We start from the raw sequence: 15543 nt of genomic DNA, 5'->3' as shown, positions 1-15543 counted from the left end.
ATAAAGCCCTGACAGCAGCGCCGAATTAAGGCGTGTTCACCACCACGACGGCCAACGTTTCGGCGTTCAAGTTCACCACTTGGCCCACGTAACCTGGGATAGAGGCGACGGTGCCTGCCGTTGGGGCCTTTAAGGTGGCGCGCCCCAGTTTCCAGGCCGCCAGGGCGGCATCACGGCGGGCGTTTTCATAGGCCATTTTGGCATTGGCCTGGGTGGTTTGCGCCAACTCGACTTGTTCTGCCGAGGTCGAAAGGGCGTCAAACAATTCTTGGGTTTGCTGCAAACGGCGTGACGCCAGATCTAAGATAACCTTGGTGGCTTTAACAGCCGCATCGGCGGCCTGCGCGCGGGCTTGAAAGGGGGCCAGATCCAGCACCGCCAGCACGTCCCCTTGGGCGACGGATGCGCCGGGTTGGACCTTGATGTCCGCCACCACGCCCGATACGGCAAACGCCAAAGCCCGGTCCGCAGCCCAAGACGTTGACGGCAAAGCCATCAGACAAGTGGCCATCAACACACAATAAAAGGTCTTTTTCATTTCTGTTCCTGACGCTTAAAAGAATTTTCGTCTTCTTGACCAAAACCTGTTCCGGCTTTGGGGACAAAGTCCCCACTATCCGTATCCAACAGATTTTGCGCGGCAAAAAAGTCTGGTTCCAAACTCCGCCCCGGCTGTTCGCCCAAAAGCACCGCCAGCTGGGCTTGGACCAACAGATAAGCCCCGGTGGCGCGCACCAATTCCGCCTCGGACGAGGTGTGTTCAACCATCGCCGTCCCCAAGTCCGCTACCCGTTCCTGAGCATAAAGCTGTTGGCGCTGGACCAAAAACTTGGACGTATAATCATGTTGCGCGCGCGCGGCAATGACCCGTTGATAGGTGTCGTCCAAGCTCATCAACAAGGTCAGCGCGCGACGGCGCAAATCGCTTTTTTTGGCTTCGAACCTGGCATTGACGCGCGATTGCTCCGCCGCCAAGCGGGTCTTTTTCGCCGCCGTCAATCCGCCATCAAAGATCGGCCAGGACAACCTGGCCCCCACGGCATAATCGTCTCGCCCACGCAGATCGCGGGTGGTGTATCCAGTGTTGGCGTAGGCTTCCAAGCTGGGCAATTGGGCCACGCCTTCGCGACGCAGCCCCGTGGCTTCACCTTGTTTGGCCAAAGCCGCAAGTTCCGGGTTTGTACCCCACACCGCGGCCACAAATTTTTTGCGATCGATGGCGCTATGTTTGGCTTTTGGCGGCTTGGGCGGAACGATCAGTTCTTCGGGCAAAGCCGAGCCCATCAGCTCTTCCAGACGCAAGCGATAGACGGCATTTTGCGAGCGTTCGCTAAAATAAATCAGTCGCGATTTTTCAGCAAATTTCAAGGCTTCCGCCACTTCTACGGGGCTTGCGCGGCCCAGGGCGAAGTTTTCCTTGGCGCGGTCCCAGCGCAAATAGGCCGAGGTATGGGCTTCGTTCAAAGCGCGCACTTCCAGTTCTGAAGCATGCAAATCGAAATACAGCGCCAAACCTTCCAACAGCACGGTGTTGCGCGCCGAGGTCAAAATCTGCTCGGCTGCCTCGGCATCCTTGCCCGCCGCATCGCGCACGCTGGCCGATTGGCCAAAATCGTACAGTGGCTGAACCACTTCAAGCTTTCCATAAGCGTCCGCATTGTCATTGGAGTATTGTTTATGAGCGCTGGGGCGGTAGAACTGGCTGCTGGCCGACAGCGTCAACTTTGGCATCAAGCCCGCACCGGCTTCTTGCAGACGGGCATGGGCGATGTCGATATCAGCGGCCGCAATGGTGACGGCGTAGTCCCCATTGGCCTCAACACTTTCAAGCACCTCTGCTGCGGTGAGCACCCGCTCGTCTGCCCCCAAGGCCGTCGAGCAGCCAAGACCGACAACCAAAGCCGCCGTCACAAGGGCGCGAACCATCTGTCCTTGCTGCATCATCAGTCCTGCTCTTGCACATAGCGAAAGAAGGACTTGTCGGTTTTGTAAACGCCATCCACGACGTAACGTCCCGCCAGCAAAAACTGTTTTTCATCGAGATAGCCGGTGGTGCGCAAAGCCGGTTTGCCATCAAAGTCATAAAAGACGAACACGGGGGTCGCCCGCACGCGAATTTTTTGTCCAAACTCGACCTCTGTCACGGCGGTCCCGTCCGGCATAACCACGTCAAGATTGCCCTTAATATTGCTTTCCATCATCACAAAGTGTTGAGAGAAATAATTCATCACGTCGGGGGCAGGATGCACACGGGCGCGCATCTTGTCGCAGTACGGACAGCCCGCTTGATGAAAGAACAGCACCACATATTTGCCGTCTGCCGCCGCCGCCTTGATTTCGTTTTGATAATCGTTGTCCAGGCTTTCGATCCGGTATTCCGCCTGGGCGGGTGCCGTCATCAACACCAGAGNGACGGGGGTCATCACCAGCAAAGCAAGAAACGCAATCAAAGGAGCAATCGCAATGCGCATGTTCTGTCCACTTCTCTCAATATGTCTAAAACCGGATTCTCTTTCTTATCGTAACAAAATGAACAAATGATCACCAGCTTTGGGTCAGGGCCTCTTAATCTGATACATTTTTAACAAATCCTTCCCGGACGGAACGATTTTCACGCCTGATGTCGTTGCTATCCCCTTGCAATGAGGGGCATTGCGGCGGGTTTAGCGCCTAATCAGTCCTCTCCGCCAAATGGATCAGATTAAGAGGCCTTGACCCTAGAACATAACAAAGCCGGCCTCCCCTTTTGGGAAGACCGGCGCTTGATTTTGAGCCTCGCATGCTCAACTGATCGTTTGGATCAATGGTGTGCGAGACTTTCCAATTCGTCTTTTATTCGGAGTTTTTTCTTCTTGAGGGCGTGGATTTGATCTTCATTTGGAAACGGTCTTGCCTCTTCTGTATCGATTGCCATTTCAAGTTCACCGTGGCGATGTTTCAGCGAATCGATCCTGTTCTCCAATGCCATTTGATTTTCTCCAACTATTGTTTGGACCCTACCTAAGAGACAGAATCCTACGACAATGTTACGGAAATGAAAAGCCCAAGTTACAGACTCCGTTATGTCAGGGCCTTGCCAGCAACACTAAAAATCATCTCAAATCAGGTCGTATGAAATCAGAACCGAATTGTGATATGGTGCATTCAAATGTGACGGAACCCCGATGAACGATACCTTTGACGACCTCCACGTTCAGCTTGAACAGTTAAAAACCGAACACCGCGACTTGGACGACGTGATTGCGCGCCTGATCTTGGACCCGGCGCCGGACCGTTTGCAGCTGCAACGCTTGAAAAAGCGCAAATTATTGCTCAAAGATCAGATTGCCAAACTCGAAAGTGGTTCCATTCCCGATATTATTGCCTAAGTCTATGCATATTGGCATTTAACGGAGACCCCCATGAGCCCCACGTCCGCCCCCCAGCCCATCATCGATTATTACTTTTCCGTCGTTTCCCCCTGGACGTATCTGGGTAACGGTCGTTTTCAAGAATTGGCCCAGCGGGTTAACGCCCACGTGATTTATCACCCGCTCAGTTCTCCCGATTTATTTCCCGCCACCGGGGGGCAACTGCTGAAAGACCGTGCCCAACACCGCAAAGATTACCGTCTGGTTGAACTGGCACGGTGGCAAAAGCACTTGGGGATACCGCTAAATCTACAGCCCAAGCACTTCCCCGCACCCGAGGCCCCTGCCTCAAAACTGATTCTCGCAACACAAGCTGCAGGGCAAAACGCAGGTCCCTTGCTCAGCTCAATCTTAAAGGCCGTTTGGGCTGAAGAGCGCGATATCAGTGACGTGGACACGCTGATCGCCCTGGCCGGGCTGTGTGGATTGGATGTTGAGACATTATTTCGAGAGGCTCAATCGCCCGAACTCGATGCCGCCTTCAGCACCTGCACCCAAATGGCCATCCAACGCGGCGTATTCGGTTATCCCACCTATGTGTATCAAGGTGAGCTGTTTTGGGGCCAAGATCGGTTGTCGTTTTTGGAAACCGCGCTCACATCACACGGGGGATAAAACACGGCTCAGGTGCCTGAACGCGCCGTCAAATTTGCTTTGGCGCGGGTAACGACGTCGTCGGCCATATCATCTTTTGCGATCACCGTGTCGCCGAATTTGGCCACGATGCTCAATATTTGACCCTGCCAGGCGAAGCTGCGGCCGTTCAAGGTTTCCACCAAGCCGATCGCTTTGTGCTCCCCTTCCTCCATTGAGGTGCCGGGCAAGAGCACGCCAAAGTCAAAGTTTTCCAAACTGCCCAACACGTCGCCGGGTTCAGAGGCTTCGCGCAAGGCGGTTGATGCCTGCATCATCAGGCTTTCCACAGCACCATGACCGAATTCACTGCGTACAGCCGCGGCGTTTTGGACTTGAATGTAGATAAAAGCAAACTGCACGTTGTCTTCTTCGGCGCGGCGCACCGCCAACGCCACACGCGCCATAAACGCCCGACGACGCATCACGTGCAACAGGCGATCCTTTTCAGCTTGCTCTTCCAGGTACGCCTCATGCCCCTTGGTGCGGGACAGCTCTGAGCGCAAATGACTGATTTCTTGCAACAAAAGGTCTATGGCATTGCGCACATTCTCGGTCATTTCCTCTTTGGGGATACCCAGAACGTCAATATCGTCTTGGACATTTCCATGCCCATGCCCGCTTGCATAGCCGCTGCCCATGCCGCCAAAGCCGCTGCCATGGCTGCCTTTGCGTTCCCGTTTGGCTGCCTGAAGCTCTCGGTCCTCTTCGGCCAAGCGATTGCGGCCGGGCCGAACGGAAACAATCGGTGCTGCGGGGCCTACAACATCATCGGCCATTTACCTCTCCCAACTGAGCGCAAGACGGGGCCTCACATGGCAACCAGACCGCTCTCCAGATTCTGCACGTGAAAGTGTACACGATTAGTCGTCCGGAGAAAACGAAGTCGCACACAGGAAGTATTGAAGGAGGTACTGACATATCGCTTGCCTGGAATAGCCCTTTGCCTATAATCACCCGCTTTCTCAAGGGGCACCTCGCCCGCTGCAGGAGCAGAGCACATGACCACTCAGGCCAAACCGCTCGTCGGCATCATCATGGGCAGCCAGTCCGACTGGGACACCATGAAAAATGCCGCCGAAACCCTGGATAAGCTGGGCGTTGCGTATGAGACCAAAATCATCTCCGCACACCGCACCCCGGACCGTTTGGTGGCCTATGCTCAATCGGCAAAAGCCAAAGGCCTTCAGGTGATCATCGCCGGTGCCGGAGGGGCTGCGCATCTGCCCGGTATGACGGCGGCCATGTCGCCGCTTCCGGTGCTGGGTGTGCCGGTGGAAAGCAAAGCGCTGAAAGGCATGGACTCGCTTCTCTCCATCGTGCAAATGCCCGGTGGTGTGCCGGTCGGCACATTGGCCATCGGTCGAGCCGGTGCGATCAACGCCGGACTGCTGGCCGCATCCATTCTGGCACTGCACGACACCACCATCGCCAAGAATCTGGACGCATGGCGGGCGAACCAAACCGCCTCCGTCGCCGAAGAGCCTCAAGATTAAGCCACCGGTTGAAAACGGGTCACAAATTGAACAAAACCATCCTTTCAAAAAGCGGCGCTATTCAGCCCGGTTCCGTCATCGGCATCATCGGTGGTGGACAATTGGGCCGCATGACCGCATTGGCGGCGGCAGAACTCGGCTACCGCGTGCACGTCTTCACCCCGGAACAAAACAGCCCCACCGAACAGGTCTCTGCCCACGTCACCCATGGCGCCTACGACGACCAAGACGCCATCGAAACCTTTGGCCGTTCTGTTGATGTGGTGACGTTCGAGTTTGAAAACGTGCCCGCCCAAACCGTGCGCCATCTGGCCGACTTGGCCCCCGTGCGTCCCAGCTGGGAATGCTTGGCCATCTGCCAAGACCGGGTACGCGAAAAGACCTTTTGCAACGAACTGGGTATCGAAACCGCCCCCTGGAAGGCCGTCTCCAGCGTCGAAGACCTCAAAGCCGCCATCGCTGAAATTGGTGCGCCGTCGATCTTGAAGACCACCCAACTGGGTTATGACGGCAAAGGCCAAGTGCGCATTCACGCCGATACAGACCCCGCCAACGCTTGGCAAGACTTGGGCGGCGGATCCGCCATTTTAGAAGGCTTTGTCGATTTTAAGCTGGAAATATCGGTCATTACGGCGCGCCGCAAAGGCGGAGCCATGGCGTCCTTTGACGTGGTTGAAAATCGCCACAAAGACGGCATCCTCGACAAAACCATCGCGCCCGCCAATATCCCTGCAGACTTAGCGGCCAAAGCCACAGCCATCGGGCAAAAAATGGCCCAAGCCATGAACTTGGTGGGATTGCTGGCCGTGGAAATGTTCGTCACCCAAGATGGGTACGGCAAGGCACACCTGTTGGTCAACGAAATGGCCCCCAGGCCGCACAATTCCGGCCACTGGACCCAAGACGGCTGCAAGACCAGCCAATTCGAACAGTTCGTGCGCGCCGTGGCCGACCTGCCGCTCGGCACCACCGAGCGTCATTCCGACACGGTGATGCTCAATCTGTTGGGCAGCCACGCGGAACTGTGGCACCAACAACTGTCCGACCCGGAAAACAAGCTGCACCTGTACGGCAAAGCCGAACCCCGCCAAGGCCGCAAAATGGGCCACATCAACCGCCTGTATCCCAAAGGCAGCCAGCCGAAAGGCTAGTACCTTCCGCGAGTACATTGCGAAAACATCCCGTTAGGCCTATGATAAAAGCCTTCAACGGAGTGCTTGATTGTGGATGTTTCCGCCCAAGACATCTTGGTTACCGTACGTGCTGAGCAAGATCGCAACGCTGCGCTGGAACGACGTGTGACGGATAACGCGACGCGGGTCAGCGATGCCCAACAGGTTGCCGCAGCGCAACGCATCGCCGATACCCAAAAGGTCCAACGCACCCAGGACCAGCAGCGCGTCACCAACCAAGCCCGACAAAGCCGCATTGATGCCGAACAGGCGCTACGCGACCGCCAAATCAATTCCGATTTGCGGGCGGCTCAAGACCTCCGCGCGCGCGCCGACAGAGCAGACGCGAACAGCACAGAGCCCCTGCCCCGTGGCTCTTTGGTGGATTTAACGGCTTAATTTAAGCTCGACCGCTGACACCGCTATAAGATGCTGCCATGCTGGCGCGGTTCAAGGTGTTTTCGATTTCTTGCGCCGTAATGCGGCGCTCTTTCACCGCTTCCAACAGCTCGATTTCCAGCAACTGGCCCTTGGGCAAGTGCATGGAGATGGCGTGACGGATGAAGTCTTTGGCCTGTCTGTCGACACCGCCGTTGGCCAAAGCGTTGGACAGCAATTCACGACGGATCAGCGGCGGAAAGCGCATGATTTCAACCGTGACCATCTTTTTCACCTGCAGCGGAATCAACGGCGTCGCAATGATGCGGTCCATGCAATAGCTGTAAATGCCAAAATCCAGGCGTCCGGCAACGCTTTTGGTGAAGTCGACGAATTCATCGATAAAGGTGCCGCTGGCCAACCGCCCTTCGATCAGTTCCCGCACCACTTCCAAAAACTTGCGGTAGCGGGTGCGCGCCGGGCTCAAGTCATCGCTGAGCACGGCTTCCAATTCGCGAATGCGGTTTTCCCGGAAGCCCGATTGCAACACCGCCAAAGCCCCTTCGCGCACCAGCGGCGAGAGGGTTTGGCGTTCAATCAATTCAAACAGTTCTTCAAAGGCTTCACGGCGTCCGTCGTCGAGGCTCGCAGCACGGTGTGCCAACGGCATCAAGGCGGCGCGCGCCACCAGTTCGTCTTTGGAACATATGGCCGCCAAGGCCTGGGCGTCCTTGGGGATGGACAGCTTAGGTGTGGCAAAATCGTCGGTGATGAGAAAACGCCCGCTGGCTTGAAAGGTCAGATAACGTCCCAACCGGGAACACATCACGAAGTGATCGGCCATGCCGATGCCTTGCGCGGGACCTTGTGCCAAAGCAGGTCCTTGTACAGGTCCGGGATGAACAGGTGTTGTCATGAAAACTTCCCTCGCATTTCAAACCTCAGGTCCTGACCCTAGGGACGCATTTGCATATCACTGTTGAACTTCGAAAATGGGCCACCCTTCATAAGATCGGAGAGCGCATTCATCACTTTGGCTTTCAGGGGCGGAATTTTCAACACGTCGTCGATGCGCCGGGCCAGGAAATCCCACGTCTCTTCACAATTTTCTGAGCGGTCATTCAACCAATACAGCACCGTCGGCGCGTACACCGCAGCCAACAGCCCGCGCTTGGTGTAATAATTGAAATCTGCCGAGCGATCGCCCGCCACGTACCAGATGTGATCCACCGTGGTGTGGGTGATGTGGGCCATTTGCGCCGCATGCAGCGGGTTCATCAAAACGCTGAGACCAGCCTGCACCGCTTCTTTGTACGGTGTTAGGTATTCCAAACGCGCACGCACCCCGAAAATAACCCGGTCACGCACCCGCATGCTGCCCACGTCGGCGGCCTCCATCGCTTTGATCATTTCACGATCCGAAATGGTGGCGAATTGAGCAATGGCATCAACGGCACCTTGGGGAAACAGCCGCTTGGCGGTGTCGGCATCAAAGCCTGCGTCTTCGGCCCCGGCTGCCAACGCCGCATCGCCCCAGCCGTCAAACGCCACATGAGGGGCGGCGGCCAAAACGATGGCGTCCTTTTTTTCTTCACGGGTCATTTTTTGCGGCGCGGCGCTCATGGCGTTCAGTCCTGCTCGTCTTCGGTTTCGTCTAAACGACTGGGGGCTTGTTTCATCAATTCTTCGCTAAAGCCAAATCTATCCATATTTTCAATACGGTAAGGATACAGTATCCCGTCAAGGTGGTCACATTCATGTTGCACCACGCGGGCGTGAAACCCTTTGGCTTCGCGCTGGATGCGATTGCCCTTAAGATCATACGCCGAATACCGAATGTGGGTAAAGCGTTCGACTTCCCCCATCATGCCCGGCAGCGATAAACAGCCCTCCCAATCCACATCCGTCTCTGAGCCAATAGGCTCGATTTCCGGATTGATGAGCACGGTGAGCGGAACGCCGATGCCTTCTGCACTGTCTCTGGCCGGAGAAACCATATAAATAACAACGCGCAACGGCACGTGCACCTGGGGCGCGGCCAGCCCTGTGCCGTTTGCGTCATGCATGGTTTCAATCATATCGGCCACGAACGCCGCAATTTTGGGGTCCGCCGGGTCTTCGACCTCTTGGGCGACGGTTTGCAAAATCGGGTGGCCCATGCGGGCAATCTTCAAAATCGTCATGCTTTTTTGGTCCTCAAACGCCGCTCAAGCGCCTCTGCCTTGCACACAAGATCATTTTAACACGCTCACCTTCAGCTTCACATACCGCCCAACGTGTGCTAGAACACGCCCGTTCCGCCCACTGTGGTGCGGAAACAGATGGCAAGCAAGGCATCATGCCCCAATTTTCGTCTGAACCCAAACTTGAAAGGAAGTGATTAACGTGCAAGTTGTCGTTCGTGATAACAACGTTGATCAGGCGCTGAAAGTTTTGAAGAAGAAGATGCAGCGGGAAGGTATTTTCCGCGAGTTGAAACTTCGCAAAAACTTTGAAAAGCCCTCTGAAAAACGCGCACGCGAAAAGGCCGAGGCCGTTTCCCGTGCTCGTAAAATGGAGCGCAAGCGCCTGGAACGTGAAGGCTTCTAACCCGTAAGGGCTTAGGTCCCATGTTCCAAACGGAAGACCCGCCAGATGGCGGGTTTTTTGTTGCCTGAATGCACCACCCTTGCATCTTCAGCCTCAATGGGGGAGAAAGGCACACGCTTTTAAAATTTATCGGAGACAAACCCCATGACCGCGCTGCCCAAATGCCCGAAATGTGGCGAAGAATACACCTATGAAGACGGTGCGATGCTGGTTTGCCCCATGTGTGCACACGAATGGCCCAAGGATGGCCCGGCTGCGGACACCGGCGAGATGGTCATCAAGGACTCTGTGGGCAACCAGCTCAACGACGGCGACACCGTGGTGGTCATCAAGGACTTGAAGGTCAAAGGCTCGTCATCGGTGGTGAAGGTCGGCACCAAGGTGAAAAACATCCGCTTGGTGGGCGGCGACCATGACATAGATTGCAAAATCCCCGGCATCGGCCAGATGGGGCTCAAGTCCGAGTTCGTCAAGAAGGCTTAGCTTTAGACCGAGGTCTTCCCCTCAGCCACATCCAAAATCCGCTCAACATCGTCCAAGCTGACTTCGTTGAACACAGCGCCGCCGTGGATTTTGGCGTTGGGGCCGTGGCTGCACTCGCCCATACAGGTGAGACGCTCAACCACAACGTCCCCGCCCCGTTCCCGCGCCCGCGTGTGCAGGGCGCGAAAGATTGCGCGCGACTGCGGCCCGATGCACGCCGGCCCGCCTTTTTTGTTGATGCACACGTAAATGGTTTTTGGCTGCGTCATAAGGGCCTCTCATGTGGTGCTCACGGACTTTTAAAAGCCCTGAAACACCATATCCACAGCGTTGATGATTTCCATATCGCGGACCGCCAGCGACGCCATAGGCTGGGCCAGCAGCATGCTTGGCACGGCGGCCAGGAACTGCGTGACCATGACCACCTGTTGCCCTTCTACCTCAAACACGGGGTTTAACCTTGCCGCTGGCAAAGGCGCATCACGGGGCACCATCAACGGCACCACCACGCGGGTGTTCAGCTGAGCCAATACATCGGCCTGCACATCAAGCAAGTAACCCGCACCTTCGGGGTGGCGATAAACGTCAAATCGCGCCATCAAAATTGCCGATATTTGGACAACGGCAGACCGCGTTGGTCCACGTAAGCGTTTGAGCTTTCCAAGGCGGCTTTGTTGTCCAGGGCCCACTGCTCGGCTTGTTTTTTCTTCACCGCCTGAGCAATACCGGATTCAGCCGCGCGTGAGAGGTTAACTTTAAGCGCCTTGGCCGTCGTCAGCAAATCGCTGCTCACCGTGATATTGGTCGCCCGCCTTTGGGCGACATGATCATGCTGGATCGCCATAGCTTCACACCTCCAAAAACATGCATTACTTTATGCGCATAATTATGCGCACGTCAACATACTGGCAAAACAGCCCCCCCATTTCCGCGTCCACATACGCAAGACGCAAAAAACCGGTCGCGACTACGCCACAAGCTTTAAGTGAATACGCGCATTGTGTGGACCATATGCCGTCAGGCGGTGCGCCAGCTGGGCAAGGATACGGTGAAAATGCTGCCTTCTCCGAGTGTGCTGTCCACGGTCAACTGACCTTCGTGACGGAGTACAATATCCTTGCAAATTGCCAGCCCAAGACCTGTGCCTTCCTGCACCTCTTGGTCTTCGTCGAGAACGCGATAAAACGGCTTAAAAATTTCCGCCACTCGCTCCGTGGAAATTCCGTAACCGGTGTCAATCATACGAATTTCGATCCCGTTGGCACCATTCAAGACACCTTCAACCCGAACGAGTCCACCTTTGCGATTGAATTTGATTGCATTGCCGATGAGGTTGGAAAACACCTGCCACATTCCCATTTCGTGACCGATCATGTTCAAGTCCTGAGGAACCTGAAGCTGCACGTCAACTCCGGCATGTTGCGCCAAGGCGGACGTCTCATTGATGATGGAGCGTAAGAATGGCTCAAGTGCAATGTTTTGCTCTGCAAGTGGTTCCGCCTTCGCTTCGCCACGTGCCGTTTCTAAAATACCGTTGACCAATTCCAACAGGCGCAGACCTGAGCTGTGAATGTGACTGAAATACGTGTGTAGAACGTCGAGTTTATCTGCTTTTAAAGTCTGACCGAGTTCGGCAAAACCCAAAATCGCCGTCAGGGGCGTGCGCAAATCATGAATGGTTTGCACCCGATTCAACATCATAGATAAGCTGTTGTACTCTTCATACTGATCGGTGATGTCCACATGCATGACCAAAACGTTGGGACCTTTTTGAGAAGCAATCCCTTTAAACCATCGTTGGCAGTCTGGTGCATGACAAGGTTAAACCTGTTCGAACTTGTTCGTGAGACCCGCTAAAACCTCTTTAAGCCCCACTGCGAAGCTTTTGGCTTGATCTTTTTCGACGCCTTCAACGTTCAGGCACAATTCAGCGTAATTGGTTCCCTTGAACATCCCCCCCTGATAGCCGTTTTCGATGGCAAATGCATGCCAAGCACTGTTCGTATATTCGATCAGACCTTGACGATCCAATATCGCTATTTGCATGGGCAAGTTGTCATATATCTCATAAGAATAAAGGGGATCTGACATATGGAAAACATCCTCTGCGACGTTATTGCTCACCTTATCATATGGTGATTGGCACGGTGAGTTTATCTATTTTTAGGACAATCCGCGCCAGAGTCTATATCACACAAAATCACAACAAAAACGGCGGCTCAGATGAGCCGCCGTTTTTTGTTTGTAAGGCTAGATGGGGGAGTTTAGTTCCCCAGTGCCTGGACGATTTCTTCGGTCATCTTCTTGGCGTCGCCGAACAACATCATGGTGTTGTCGGCGAAGAACAAGGAGTTGTCCACGCCCGCGTAGCCGGAGCTCATGGAGCGTTTGAGGAACAACACCGAGCCCGCTTTTTCCACGTCCAAAATCGGCATGCCGTAAATGGGGCTGGCCGGATCGGTCTTGGCGGCGGGGTTGGTGACGTCGTTGGCGCCGATGACAAAAGCCACGTCGGCTGATGCAAACTCGTTGTTGATTTCTTCAAGCTCGAACACTTCGTCATACGGCACGTTGGCTTCGGCCAGCAACACGTTCATGTGACCGGGCATACGACCCGCGACCGGGTGAATGGCGTATTTGACTTCCACGCCTTGGGCTTTCAAAAGATCGCCCATTTCGCGCAACGCATGCTGCGCCTGGGCCACCGCCATACCGTAACCCGGCACGATGATGACTTTGGACGCATTGCCCATGATGAACGCCGCATCGTCGGCCGAGCCTGACTTGACCGAGCCGCCATGCGCCGCAGCGGCAGATGCCACCCCGGTGTCGGAGCCGAAGCCGCCCAGCAACACGTTCCAGATGGAGCGGTTCATGCCTTTGCACATGATGTAGCTCAGAATGGCACCCGAAGAGCCGACCAGCGCGCCGGTGACGATCAACAGCGGGTTGCCCAGCGTGAAGCCGATACCAGCCGCCGCCCAGCCCGAGTACGAGTTGAGCATTGACACCACCACCGGCATATCCGCACCGCCGATGGGGATGATGATCAAAAAGCCCAGCACAAACGCCAAACCCGCCAACGCCCAGAACATGGTGTAGTATTCAGTGGTGGCAAACCCGTAAAACAGCGCGACCAAGGCGAGGCCCAAGAGCGCGTTCAAGGGGTGCTGCATTTTAAATGTGATCGGCGCGCCCGACATGATGCCTTGCAACTTGGCAAAAGCGATGATCGAACCGGAGAACGTGATCGCACCGATGGCGGTGCCCAAGCCCATTTCGACCAGGCTGGACGGGGCAATGGAGCCCGGTGCGCCCAAGCCGTATGCCAAGGGGTTGAACAGCGCCGCCGCCGCGACCAGCACGGCAGCCAGACCGACCAGCGAATGGAAGGCCGCGACCAATTGGGGCAACGCCGTCATTTGAATGCGCAACGCCACAACGGAACCGATAGAACCGCCAATCACCAACCCGGCCAAAATAATCGGGTAGCTGACCACGTCGGGATCGACCAAGGTCGTGATGATGGCGATCACCATACCGACCATGCCGAGAATGTTTCCGCGACGTGACGATTCGGGGTGAGACAATCCGCGCAGCGCCAAAATGAAGCACACGGAAGCGATGAGGTACGCAAAAGCGCTCATATTTTCAGACATATCCCAGCGCCCCTATTTCTTTTTCTTTTTGAACATCTGCAGCATTCGTTGGGTGACGATAAAGCCGCCGAAAATATTCACGGAGGCCAAAGTCACGGCCAAAAAGCCCATGATCTTCGAAAAATTCATATCCGCCGGACCTGCGGCGATCAGTGCGCCGACGATGATCACCGACGAAATGGCGTTGGTGACACCCATCAGGGGCGAGTGCAAAGCGGGTGTAACACTCCACACCACAAAATAACCGACGAAACACGCCAGCACAAAAACCGTGAACAGGGCGATGAAGGAAAAACCTTCGGCGTGCGCACCTGAGGCCGCGGCCGCTTGGGCCATTTGGGCTGCACTGCCCGCCAAGTCGCTGGCTTGTCCTGCCAGACCGGCGGCACCTTCAGCCAATTTGCGGGCTTGTTCTGCGATCGAAGCTGCGTCCATGACTTAGCTCCCCTCTTTCAGCATAGGATGAACCACCGCGCCGTCTTTGCACACCAAGGTGCCGGACACGGTTTCGTCATCGAAATCAAAGGTGATGGTTTTGCCTTCCTTGTCCACATGCGGGCTGAGGAAGTTAAACAGATTTTTAGCAAAAAGCTGGCTGGCGTCTTTGGGCAAACGTCCCGGCACGTTGGCGTGGCCAACAATGTGCACGCCGTTTTTCGACGTCACAACTTTGCCCAGCGTCGAGCCTTCGACGTTGCCGCCCGCTTCCACCGCCAAATCGACGATCACCGCACCCGCATGCATCGAAGCCACCATATCCTTGGTGACCAAAATCGGTGCGGTGCGCCCGGGGATCAGGGCCGTGGTGATGACGATGTCTTGCTTTTTGATGTGCTCAGAAACCACCTGTTTTTGCTTTTCAAAGTATTCAGGCGGCATCTGCTTGGCGTAGCCGCCAGCGGTCTCGGCGTCTTTTTCCATATCGGCATCAACCGTCAGGAACTTTCCGCCCAAGCTTTCGACCTGTTCGCGGGTGGCTGGGCGCACGTCGGTGGCGGTCACCACCGCCCCCATGCGCTTGGCCGTGGCGATGGCTTGCAGCCCCGCCACACCGACACCCATGATAAAGACCTTGGCCGGCGCAATGGTTCCCGCCGCCGTCATCATCATCGGCATGGCGCTGCCGTATTCTTGGCAGGCATCCAACACCGACTTATAACCGGCCAGGTTCGATTGCGACGACAAAATGTCCATGCTCTGGGCCCGCGAAATACGCGGCATCAGCTCCATGGCGAACGCGGTGATGCCCGCTTTAGCCATGGCGGCAACCTCGGCCTTTTCGCTCAACGCCGACATATGAGCGCACACAACGGCACCCTTTTTGATCAGCTTGAGCTCTTCAGCGCTGGGACGGAGAATTTTCAGAACCACGTCGGCGTCTTTCAACGTTGCCGCCGCCGTAGCCCCAATGGTGGCGCCCGCGTCTTTAAAAGCCGTATCTGTGATGGAAGCAGCCGCACCCGCGCCTTTTTCCACCGTCAGTTCAAAACCGAAGCCGACCAGCTTCTTCACCACCTCAGCCGACGCCGCAACGCGCGTTTCGCCTGGGTGGGTTTCTTTAGGAATTGCGATTTTCATGATGAACCGTTTTTGCTTGGGAGATCCCTGTTTAAATGCGTCAATTTTTATGCCCGCTTGTGCTCCGATACACAAGTGTTGCGTTGCAAAAAATCAAATTATTGTTGGATTAGTCACAACTTGACATCAACGCTCGCTGCACAGA

Annotated in this window: 23 protein-coding genes; 7 read left to right on the top strand and 16 right to left on the bottom strand. The window is 55.6% G+C overall.

Annotated elements, in window-relative coordinates:
* Positions 1 to 25: 25 nt before the first annotated feature.
* The 4 genes from BEN30_RS04665 to BEN30_RS17850 all read right to left on the bottom strand — a co-directional run bounded on the left by BEN30_RS04665 (position 26) and on the right by BEN30_RS17850 (position 2968).
* On the bottom strand, positions 26 to 538 hold the full coding sequence (locus BEN30_RS04665; RefSeq protein WP_069957176.1) for an efflux RND transporter periplasmic adaptor subunit: 513 nt from the start codon (positions 536 to 538) through the stop codon (positions 26 to 28).
* Complete coding sequence (locus tag BEN30_RS04660) at positions 535 to 1944, bottom strand: TolC family protein (protein WP_069957175.1); 1410 nt, start codon at positions 1942 to 1944, stop codon at positions 535 to 537. Before BEN30_RS04660 ends, BEN30_RS04665 begins: the two co-directional genes overlap by 4 nt.
* Positions 1944 to 2399 (bottom strand): thioredoxin family protein, encoded by a 456-nt coding sequence (locus BEN30_RS04655; protein ID WP_456085409.1) that lies wholly within the window; start codon positions 2397 to 2399, stop codon positions 1944 to 1946. Before BEN30_RS04655 ends, BEN30_RS04660 begins: the two co-directional genes overlap by 1 nt.
* Positions 2400 to 2800: 401 nt before the next feature.
* Entirely contained in the window at positions 2801 to 2968 is a 168-nt protein-coding gene (locus tag BEN30_RS17850) for a YdcH family protein (RefSeq protein ID WP_084005019.1), read from the bottom strand.
* Positions 2969 to 3164: 196 nt separating this feature from the next.
* Here BEN30_RS17850 and BEN30_RS04645 point away from each other — a divergent pair, with 196 nt between their 5' ends.
* Both BEN30_RS04645 and BEN30_RS04640 read left to right on the top strand, forming a co-directional pair.
* Positions 3165 to 3368 carry a YdcH family protein gene (locus tag BEN30_RS04645; RefSeq protein ID WP_069957172.1) on the top strand — a complete coding sequence of 68 codons (204 nt, stop codon included), beginning with the start codon at positions 3165 to 3167 and terminating at the stop codon, positions 3366 to 3368.
* A 33-nt stretch (positions 3369 to 3401) separates the two neighbouring features.
* Entirely contained in the window at positions 3402 to 4025 is a 624-nt protein-coding gene (locus tag BEN30_RS04640) for a 2-hydroxychromene-2-carboxylate isomerase (protein WP_069957171.1), read from the top strand.
* An 8-nt stretch (positions 4026 to 4033) separates the two neighbouring features.
* Here BEN30_RS04640 and BEN30_RS04635 read toward each other — a convergent pair whose 3' ends face one another.
* A complete protein-coding gene (locus BEN30_RS04635; RefSeq protein ID WP_069957170.1) occupies positions 4034 to 4822 on the bottom strand; it encodes a GGDEF domain-containing protein in 789 nt (262 codons plus the stop codon).
* Between the two features lie 222 nt (positions 4823 to 5044).
* Between BEN30_RS04635 and purE the strand changes: the two genes are divergently transcribed.
* The 3 genes from purE (at position 5045) to BEN30_RS04620 (ending at position 7110) form a co-directional block, all read left to right on the top strand.
* Complete coding sequence (purE, locus tag BEN30_RS04630; RefSeq protein ID WP_069957169.1) at positions 5045 to 5539, top strand: 5-(carboxyamino)imidazole ribonucleotide mutase; 495 nt, start codon at positions 5045 to 5047, stop codon at positions 5537 to 5539.
* 26 nt (positions 5540 to 5565) lie between these two features.
* On the top strand, positions 5566 to 6690 hold the full coding sequence (locus BEN30_RS04625; protein ID WP_245648987.1) for a 5-(carboxyamino)imidazole ribonucleotide synthase: 1125 nt from the start codon (positions 5566 to 5568) through the stop codon (positions 6688 to 6690).
* Between the two features lie 72 nt (positions 6691 to 6762).
* Complete coding sequence (locus BEN30_RS04620; RefSeq protein ID WP_139134852.1) at positions 6763 to 7110, top strand: hypothetical protein; 348 nt, start codon at positions 6763 to 6765, stop codon at positions 7108 to 7110.
* 1 nt (position 7111) lies between these two features.
* Here BEN30_RS04620 and BEN30_RS04615 read toward each other — a convergent pair whose 3' ends face one another.
* The 3 genes from BEN30_RS04615 to def are packed head-to-tail and all read right to left on the bottom strand — an operon-like array spanning position 7112 to position 9272.
* Positions 7112 to 8005: a hypothetical protein gene (locus tag BEN30_RS04615; RefSeq protein WP_139134851.1), complete on the bottom strand. Its 894-nt coding sequence runs from the start codon at positions 8003 to 8005 to the stop codon at positions 7112 to 7114.
* A gap of 38 nt (positions 8006 to 8043) precedes the next feature.
* Positions 8044 to 8712 carry a COQ9 family protein gene (locus BEN30_RS04610; protein ID WP_084005015.1) on the bottom strand — a complete coding sequence of 223 codons (669 nt, stop codon included), beginning with the start codon at positions 8710 to 8712 and terminating at the stop codon, positions 8044 to 8046.
* Between the two features lie 5 nt (positions 8713 to 8717).
* Positions 8718 to 9272 (bottom strand): peptide deformylase, encoded by a 555-nt coding sequence (gene def, locus BEN30_RS04605; RefSeq protein ID WP_069957166.1) that lies wholly within the window; start codon positions 9270 to 9272, stop codon positions 8718 to 8720.
* Positions 9273 to 9474: 202 nt separating this feature from the next.
* Between def and rpsU the strand changes: the two genes are divergently transcribed.
* Positions 9475 to 9678, top strand: coding sequence for a 30S ribosomal protein S21 (gene rpsU, locus BEN30_RS04600; protein WP_069957210.1), 204 nt, complete (start codon positions 9475 to 9477; stop codon positions 9676 to 9678).
* A 144-nt stretch (positions 9679 to 9822) separates the two neighbouring features.
* A complete protein-coding gene (locus BEN30_RS04595; protein ID WP_069957165.1) occupies positions 9823 to 10161 on the top strand; it encodes a zinc ribbon domain-containing protein YjdM in 339 nt (112 codons plus the stop codon).
* Positions 10162 to 10163: 2 nt separating this feature from the next.
* Here BEN30_RS04595 and BEN30_RS04590 read toward each other — a convergent pair whose 3' ends face one another.
* The 8 genes from BEN30_RS04590 to BEN30_RS04555 all read right to left on the bottom strand — a co-directional run bounded on the left by BEN30_RS04590 (position 10164) and on the right by BEN30_RS04555 (position 15398).
* A complete protein-coding gene (locus BEN30_RS04590) occupies positions 10164 to 10430 on the bottom strand; it encodes a (2Fe-2S) ferredoxin domain-containing protein (RefSeq protein WP_069957164.1) in 267 nt (88 codons plus the stop codon).
* A 30-nt stretch (positions 10431 to 10460) separates the two neighbouring features.
* Complete coding sequence (locus tag BEN30_RS04585; protein WP_069957163.1) at positions 10461 to 10760, bottom strand: CcdB family protein; 300 nt, start codon at positions 10758 to 10760, stop codon at positions 10461 to 10463.
* Positions 10760 to 11005, bottom strand: a complete 246-nt coding sequence (locus BEN30_RS04580; RefSeq protein ID WP_069957162.1) for a type II toxin-antitoxin system CcdA family antitoxin — start codon at positions 11003 to 11005, stop codon at positions 10760 to 10762. The genes BEN30_RS04585 and BEN30_RS04580 overlap by 1 nt, the downstream gene beginning before the upstream one ends.
* Before the next feature lie 173 nt (positions 11006 to 11178).
* The gene (locus tag BEN30_RS04575; protein ID WP_069957161.1) at positions 11179 to 11910 is read right to left on the bottom strand and encodes a sensor histidine kinase; all 732 of its coding nucleotides are present in this window, start codon (positions 11908 to 11910) and stop codon (positions 11179 to 11181) included.
* Positions 11911 to 11982: 72 nt separating this feature from the next.
* Entirely contained in the window at positions 11983 to 12207 is a 225-nt protein-coding gene (locus BEN30_RS04570) for a hypothetical protein (RefSeq protein WP_139134850.1), read from the bottom strand.
* 218 nt (positions 12208 to 12425) lie between these two features.
* Positions 12426 to 13820: an NAD(P)(+) transhydrogenase (Re/Si-specific) subunit beta gene (locus BEN30_RS04565; protein ID WP_069957159.1), complete on the bottom strand. Its 1395-nt coding sequence runs from the start codon at positions 13818 to 13820 to the stop codon at positions 12426 to 12428.
* A 12-nt stretch (positions 13821 to 13832) separates the two neighbouring features.
* Entirely contained in the window at positions 13833 to 14255 is a 423-nt protein-coding gene (locus BEN30_RS04560) for an NAD(P) transhydrogenase subunit alpha (RefSeq protein WP_069957158.1), read from the bottom strand.
* Between the two features lie 3 nt (positions 14256 to 14258).
* Complete coding sequence (locus BEN30_RS04555) at positions 14259 to 15398, bottom strand: Re/Si-specific NAD(P)(+) transhydrogenase subunit alpha (protein WP_069957209.1); 1140 nt, start codon at positions 15396 to 15398, stop codon at positions 14259 to 14261.
* Positions 15399 to 15543: the final 145 nt, after the last annotated feature.

It is taken from the genome of Magnetovibrio blakemorei (assembly GCF_001746755.1).
In the GTDB taxonomy this organism is placed as follows: domain Bacteria; phylum Pseudomonadota; class Alphaproteobacteria; order Rhodospirillales; family Magnetovibrionaceae; genus Magnetovibrio; species Magnetovibrio blakemorei.
The sequence above is the reverse complement of the archived record's forward strand: the minus strand, read 5'-3'. Positions and strand labels throughout refer to the sequence as shown.